Annotated in this window: 6 protein-coding genes; 2 read left to right on the top strand and 4 right to left on the bottom strand. The window is 31.5% G+C overall.

The features are described 5' to 3' along the window. From RWZ86_RS08075 to RWZ86_RS08060, 4 genes are all read right to left on the bottom strand, one after another. Nucleotides 1-526 (bottom strand): DUF6609 family protein (locus RWZ86_RS08075; protein WP_314681278.1); only part of this gene is annotated, 526 nt, incomplete at its 3' end. Nucleotides 527-713: 187 nt separating this feature from the next. Then, nucleotides 714-1,853 carry an ABC transporter permease gene (locus RWZ86_RS08070; RefSeq protein WP_314681276.1) on the bottom strand — a complete coding sequence of 380 codons (1,140 nt, stop codon included), beginning with the start codon at nt 1,851-1,853 and terminating at the stop codon, nt 714-716. Then, nucleotides 1,840-2,904, bottom strand: a complete 1,065-nt coding sequence (locus tag RWZ86_RS08065) for an ABC transporter permease (RefSeq protein WP_314681274.1) — start codon at nt 2,902-2,904, stop codon at nt 1,840-1,842. Before RWZ86_RS08065 ends, RWZ86_RS08070 begins: the two co-directional genes overlap by 14 nt. Then, the gene (locus RWZ86_RS08060; RefSeq protein ID WP_314681272.1) at nt 2,901-3,845 is read right to left on the bottom strand and encodes an ABC transporter ATP-binding protein; all 945 of its coding nucleotides are present in this window, start codon (nt 3,843-3,845) and stop codon (nt 2,901-2,903) included. The genes RWZ86_RS08065 and RWZ86_RS08060 overlap by 4 nt, the downstream gene beginning before the upstream one ends. A 160-nt stretch (nt 3,846-4,005) precedes the next feature. On the opposite strand from RWZ86_RS08060, the gene RWZ86_RS08055 reads away from it, so the two are divergent. Beyond that, nucleotides 4,006-5,055, top strand: a complete 1,050-nt coding sequence (locus RWZ86_RS08055) for a histidine kinase (protein ID WP_314681269.1) — start codon at nt 4,006-4,008, stop codon at nt 5,053-5,055. Continuing rightward, complete coding sequence (locus RWZ86_RS08050; protein WP_314681267.1) at nt 5,048-5,662, top strand: response regulator transcription factor; 615 nt, start codon at nt 5,048-5,050, stop codon at nt 5,660-5,662. Before RWZ86_RS08055 ends, RWZ86_RS08050 begins: the two co-directional genes overlap by 8 nt. Nucleotides 5,663-5,868: the final 206 nt, after the last annotated feature.

The following is a 5,868-nucleotide window of genomic DNA, read 5'->3' as shown; positions in this document are numbered from 1 at the left end:
CTTTAGAAAAAAATAACAAATAAACTCCAAATATAAATTTAATGATTGCATCAATATAGGCAAATAGTACCAAAGAAACATCAGAAAAAATATACCCCATGATAATATTAATAGTGCACATAATTCCTAATAAAATCATGGATTTTCCATGTACAAAATAGAATGGGAAAAAATGCAATGCTGTGGCTAATAATGCTCCCAACCATATCAATCTCCAATTCTCCGTAGCAAAAAATGGACCTCCTAAAAAAAACATTAATATAAACAGTAATATTATTGAGTATTGAGAAACCTTATTTTGAAATTTAGTCGATGATCCAGTGGATAGTTTTTTTAGTAAGTTTTTATTCATATTAATTAAGAAAAAGCAAACTACATAACCTATACTAAACACTTGCATATTTATAATTTGTTGTCCACCTATTAAGGTAGCAACAGCGATAACTATGGCAACCGCAATTAACCATAAACCGCCAGATTTTTTATAATTAAATTCTAACTTTTCATTTTTTTCATATCCTAACATTCGCCGAAAAACCTCTCTTAATCTTAATTTATTTATCTATTTCACTTGAAATTATAGCATTTTTAGGAATTTTTCTACTGCCAGATTTCATACTCATTCGCTACTATTCCACCGTAAAGTTTCAAATTAACTTCTAGTTAAGTATCAAAACTAGAACTTAGATTGAGAATTTACCAGGAATTTCCAATTAAAATTTATTTATACGACGAATGCGCTGCACGCTAAACGCCATTACGATATATAAAACGGTAAATAAAACAATCATCCCAAAATGAAATGCATAACTAGAAAACTCTGTTGAAGAATTGCTCGCTGCTGAAGTCACATAATAAACTGGGAAGAATTTAGCAATGTTGACTCCATATGAACTTACCAATTCTAAAGGAACAAAAATTCCGGATAAAAATCCCAGCCCCATCCCAAATATTGTACTTGCAGCTGAATAAGCATATTGATTCTCGCCAATGACTACTGCACAAAGAAATGACAAAGCATAAGCTGAAATTGCCGACGCTGTACTCAATAATAAAATCTTCAATGCTTGAGAACTTGCATAAAATTCAGGGGCTAAAATCCCTACAAAAAGCAGATTAATGCCAACAATTAAACCTACAATCGTTAACCCTGCTAAAAATTGTTCCAACATCACTCGACGCTCATCTTTCGTCGCAATCGCAATTCTCTTTGCAACTTCTTTCCCCTTCATTTTAGAAAAAATCGTACCAAATAAATAAATGAACACTGAAAAATAAATAAATGGGCTATAGGTAAAATAATTTTCACCTAATTTTTCTTTAGAGTATTGACTGGATACCGCTTCTTCTTTCGATAGCAATGTTACTTTAGCTTCTTGAGACATAATAGTATCCATTTTTTCCGCACTAAAATTCCCTTCTTTTTTCAAAGCAACTGCATATCGAAGATAAGAGTTTACATACTCACGAATTAAATGTCCCGATAATGAATTGGAGATTTCCATCTCAACAACTTCTTGTTCTTTTTCCAATTTTGAATGTACATCACTTGGAATCCATAATCCTGCATCTACATCCCCTGCATAGATAGCTTCTTTCATACTTGTATCACTTTTTGTCGTTTTTTGTACTTCATGTTTCTTTTGAAGAGTTTGAATCAATTGATTAATGATTTCATCAGTTCCATTCGACTCATCTTTTATCATCATTTTTATAGAAATATCTTCAAAATTACTCGTTTCCTTCTTTCCAGAAATTTGAAGTAAAGCCATCCCCATAAAAATGACTAAATAAATAATGCCATATATTTTGTAACGATTCGCAAGTTTTAAAAAATACTTATAAACTGTCATAACGTGTTCTCCTTAATCTCCATAATGCAAAGACCATTAATAGAAGTGTATAAATTCCAAGTAATCCAAAAATACGAGGCATTTGTGTCCCCTCATTTAAACGGTTTAATTGATAAAATCCAGACATAATCAAAGCTTCCGGATTATACTGATTCACCCATGGAAGATGGCTATTCATAAATACTCGTATACTACTTCCCATTAATCCTGCAATAGCGGATGCAATCATATTGCTCATTAATGCTACTATAATTCGTCCTTGTATACTCAACTGTTGAAGAGTTCCTATTAAAATTCCAAAGGATAATCCAAAAATATTTCCTATAAGCATTAATAAAATACTACCTGTCCAATTCGTAAATAACTGTAATTTTAAAATTTGAGTCATATACACTAATAAAAGGGCATTCGAAAGCACATTCAACGTTAATCCTGTAGCAAAACTGTAAATCAGAAATTTCCATTTACTAAATGAACTTCCCATAACTCTTCGTCCCACTTCAGATAAATTACCATTCATATATGCTACACAAACAACTCCACTAAAGATTGAATACATTGCAAAACTTGCTAGACTTGAATAGAACATCATTGTTCCTTCACTAACATCACTCTTTGTTTCTTTTATCCAACTTTTTTTAAAATCAATGGTAGAGGCACTTTTTCCAAGAGATAGAACTTGTTTGATTTGAGTGACCACATTTTTCAAAACACTTTGTGGAACACCTGATTCTTTTGCCACTACAATATCTAAATTATTTTCAACAAATCCATCTGCTTTTTCTTCAAGCGTTAACTTCTTTCCCTCTTCTGCTGATACTACATCAATGATTTCAAAATTCTCCCCTGCTTGTTCGAATACAAAATGAAAAGGATGATCCTTAGTCATCGCCACTCGAACTGGATTTAATTCCTGATGAATCACACTTGAAAGAGATAAATAAAAGAAAGTCGTTAATATCACTGGATAACATAATACCCAAAATGAAAATGCAAAATCTTTTACCGTATTTTTAAATAAATACTTAAATAACTTTAGAAATGTCATCATCTATCACGAAGTCCTTTCCCAGTATAAGCTAAAAATACATCATCTAAACTTGGTTGTTCACTATATAAACGCACATAATTTAACTGCAATTCTTCAATCGTATTGGCAACATACATTAAATGATTGTTCCCTTTTTTAAAATGAAATTTCAACTGTTGTTTTTGTTCTTCCATTACTAAAATTTGAGGAATTTGTCTTAATCGCTCTAATTGTTCACTCGTTGGAACGGTCGTTAATTCTACTTGAATAATTTCTGAAGTAGTAATCGATGCTTTTAATTCTTGAGACGTTCCAGAGATAATACTCTTCCCTTTATCCATAATCACAATACGATCACTTAATCCATCCACTTCATCTAAATAATGAGTGGTATAAATAATGGTACTGCCTTTTTCATTTAATTGACGAATTCCGTCTAAAATAAACGAACGACTTTGAGTATCCACTGCAACAGTCGGTTCATCAAAGAAAATTAAAGATGGTTTATGGACGATTCCGCAAGCAATGTTTAATCGACGCTTCAATCCGCCACTTAATTTTTTCGGGAGAAATTTACGAAAATCTTGTAATTCTGTAAATTCAATCGCTTCTTTTACATATTGTTTTCTCAATGTTGGATCTGAAATATATAGTCCACAAAAGAAATCAATATTTTCTTCCACTGTTAAATTATCTAAATAAGCTAACTCTTGCGGTACAATTCCAATTTCTCCTCTAGCTTTAGCTGATAATGGAAATTGATTTTCTCCTAATACTGTAATCTCTCCACTATCAAATGTTAAAAATCCTAGCATACAATTGATTAAAGTTGTTTTCCCACATCCATTTGGGCCAAGAAGCGCTAATAACTCTCCTTTTTGAATCTCAATTTCAAAGTGATTCAATGCCATTAAATCTTTATATCGTTTGACTAAACCTTTTACTAAAATACTTGTTTCCATATGTTCACCTATCCTTTCATCACAATCTTAGTATATAAAATGTTTTCACTCTTACCTAGTGTCAAATATCATCATTTGCATATGACATTTGTCATATTTTTATAGAATTTTGTGGCTTTTTCAGTTACACTACAATAAAAAGCAGATTGGAGGGATAGCCTTGCGTACATTCATTGAAAAATCATTATTTTTTATTCTCATCAGTATTTTTTTAGCACAAAAGAATATTGAACTGATGACAATTTTTCTAGGATTTTGTATCTATATCCTTTCGCTTTCACCTTATGTAAGTCCAAAATTAATTTCATCGATTGCATTAGGGGGTTCTGGATTGCTTTGTTTTCTTTATCCACAGACTGGGCTTTATAGTGTACTGTTCATCATGCATGCAGTTCATTTATATGGTTTATGGGGAATTCTTTCTGGAGGGATTTTATTTTTATATCCTAATTTATTTACCATTATCCTGGGCATCATTGGCAGTTATATCCTAATACAAACTCAAAAAGATGAAGCTTTTCAAAAGAAAAATTATCAAATCCAAAATAATTTAGAATTAGAACGCTTGAAATTAATACAGCGCCAACAATCAAATTCTGAAGAAGTTTTAAAGCAAATGGAAATTGCAACCTTGAAAGAAAGAAATCGTATTTCTCATGCATTACACGATCAACTAGGACATACTTTGAGTGCTTCTATTATGCAATTAGAAGCGCTGCAAATTATTACAACTGAACCCGTTGTAGAAGAAAAATTAGAACATTTATCAAGTATTTTACAACAGGAAATGGATGACATTCGTTTAACAATCCATCAAATGTATGATGACTCATTCTCACTTTCGCAAAGAATGGATACACTCCTTCAACCTTTGAAAGAAAAAGCACAGCTAAATTTTACAAACACTATCTCAGATAGTATTCCTATTAATGTAAAATATGATATTTTAACGATTTGTAAGGAATTGACAACAAACTTTATGAAACATTCTAATGGAACGCAAATTCAATTATTCCTTTTAGAACAAAAAACAACTTACACCATTGATTATAGAGACAATGGTGACCGTCCAACGAATACTCCTTCAGGTATGGGACTAACCATGATGAAGGAATTAGTGGAAAAACATAATGGAGATTTTACACTTCAAACAAAAAATGGATACGAAATTTTTATTCGTATTCCAAAACAGGAGGCCTCTCATGATTAAAACGATTCTTATTGATGATGATTATTTAGTATTACAAGCATTAGAAACCATTCTTTCTGCCCAATCTCATATTGAAGTCGTTGGAATGGGAAGTAATGGAGCTGAAGCGATTCAACTATACGAACAACATCAGCCTGATTTAGTTTTAATGGACATTCGAATGGAACCCACTTCTGGAATTGATGCAGCTAGTCATATTTTACAAGAATATCCTGAAGCAAAAATTTTATTTTTAACGACCTTTCAAGATGATGAATATATTACAAAAGCATTGGCGATTGGCTGTAAAGGTTATTTATTAAAGCAACATATTAAAGGCATTATTCCTGCCATCGAAGCGGTTATGAATCATCAAATTGTATATGACTCAACAATCGATATGCCGGTAAAAAAAGTCTATCAAAGAAAAACAAGCAATTTACTGAATGAACGTGAAAATGAATTATTATATTTAGTAGCAGAAGGATACAATAATAAAGAAATCGCAGAAAAAATGTACTTAAGCGAAGGCACCATCCGAAACTACCTCTCCTTACTTTTAGAAAAATTAAATGTAAGAGACAGAACCCAATTAGCGATTTATTACTATAAAGATTTGGTAGAATAAGGAAAAAAGCAGAGAAGTTTTTAGCCTCTCTGCTTTTTTAATATTTCACCTTTAAGATATAGGTAGTGAGACACCTTCTTTAATGCTCCACCAATTGTTTCATCAACCCTATTTGACAAAGAGCCCATGTTACTTACTTTCATTTTTACGAGGTGAATATTTCATGAAAAATAATAATATTGATAATACAATAAGCCCCCTTCCAA

This window comes from uncultured Granulicatella sp. (genome assembly GCF_963545075.1).
GTDB lineage: Bacteria > Bacillota > Bacilli > Lactobacillales > Aerococcaceae > Granulicatella.
Note: the sequence above shows the minus strand (reverse complement) of the source record. Positions and strands in the feature narration are given on the sequence as shown.